The 1,569-nt window shown below is 54.5% G+C and carries 1 protein-coding gene and 1 pseudogene; both read left to right on the forward strand.

The genetic code is table 11. The features are described 5' to 3' along the window. A pseudogene (locus DM374_RS32490) lies at positions 1–1,045 on the forward strand (T6SS effector BTH_I2691 family protein); the annotation flags it as partial. Continuing rightward, on the forward strand, positions 1,042–1,569 hold a 528-nt coding region (locus tag DM374_RS33955), incomplete at its 3' end, for a DUF6708 domain-containing protein (protein WP_225422687.1). The pseudogene DM374_RS32490 and the gene DM374_RS33955, both read left to right, overlap by 4 nt.

A 1,569-nucleotide genomic window follows, 5' to 3' on the forward strand; every position in this document is an offset into this window, starting at 1 on the left:
TCTGCGCCGAAGTTATGAAAGCTTGCTCGATACCATAGGGGACAAGCATTCCGAAGCCGCAGCGGCGGTCATGTCGGCGTCGATTGGCGTGATGGGGGCAGGTGTCGAGGTGGTCGGTGGGGTGATTCAGATGGTGCGGCCGGAGCTGACGATGACGACCGTGACAGGGAAAACGGTGGGGGTGGGTGTTCGGATCGTGCAGTACGGGGGGGCGCTGGTGGCGTTGGCTAGTGCGTTGGAGGGGTTGCAGTATGCGTTTGCGGCCGGTCGTACGCATAGAGCAGGTGATTACGGCGCAAGAAATAGATATCTAATTGCAGCGTCCATGGGGGCGCTATCAGCTGTTTTTGGGATTATAGGAGTTATGGGGCCTGCTGCAGTAGCGCTGGTTCCGCTCGGACTTTCCGTACTACTGGGTCTAGCTGCACTCGGGTTCGCAACTTGGGCGAAAGGACGAGAGTCACAACCTCTCGAACTTTGGGCGCGATACTCCCTCTGGGGACTTTCTGCAGAACACCGCCGCTGGACGACCGCTGAGGACATGGATACAGCGATCGGTGAGTTGAATGCCGCACTGTTGGAATTGACTGCGGATGTAGGAATGATCGTGAAAGCCGATCAGGGAAGTGGCCTTCCTATCGGTGATGCAGTTCCTGCCGGACTCTTTCTGGACTACAAGCTCGTCCTGCCTGGGTATAAGGCTGATGTGTCAGATTACGATTGGGCGTTGCAGGTATACCGGCCAAACCAGACTTTGGGAGAAACCATCGCGAGTGGTCGTAGTGGTGGGGTGAATGGACCGTTGCCGCCTCCCTCTGCGTGGAAGATGCCTGGATATCACCCTGAAACAACAGCTCCTGTCATTACCCACAGTGCCAGAGGCTTAGAGATCCATGGGTCGATCAGCTTCTTCGGCTTTCTTGAGGCCCATGCCTTTGAGCTTGAGGTGTCTTATTGGCCTGACAAGAGTGATAAATCAGGATTTGCCCGGCTGACCGTCAAAGAGGACAAGATCAAGAATCAGGCAAGGCAGAGATTCAAATGAAAAGCCCTAGACTCATCCCACCGTGCCCCGGTTGGCAGGAAGACCTCCCCGGTCCCGATGAATTACCTGTGGTCGCTCCAGCCCTCGGGCTTGATACACCCAACCATCAGGATGAGGTTTTTCTAGAGCTACCGCGTAAATCGCCCTTTATGAGAGGGATAGTGATCTGGTTTGTTCCAGTGGCAACTATGCTTATACTCTTGATTATTTGGTTTCATTTATCAACATATTGGACGCTGATGATTGAAGATTGGATTGCATTCATCTTCGCAGTGTTCATTAACGCTTGGTTGATACCCATTCTCTGGAAGTACGATGTAGCTCCTCCTCGCGACTTGCCACTTCGCTTCAATCGCACCCGCCAACGCCTCTACGCCTACAACTTCAAGTATCGCTTGTGGAATCCCTTCGAGGAGTGGCGGGTAGTACCAGTGGCCTACGACTGGTCACAGGTCCGAGCCGAACGCTGGAGAAGAACCCACTTCACCGCCCAGGGTGGGGTCATCATCCAGTTCGGTGTCGAG

The sequence above is a fragment of the Pseudomonas huaxiensis genome, assembly GCF_003231275.1.
Taxonomy (GTDB): domain Bacteria; phylum Pseudomonadota; class Gammaproteobacteria; order Pseudomonadales; family Pseudomonadaceae; genus Aquipseudomonas; species Aquipseudomonas huaxiensis.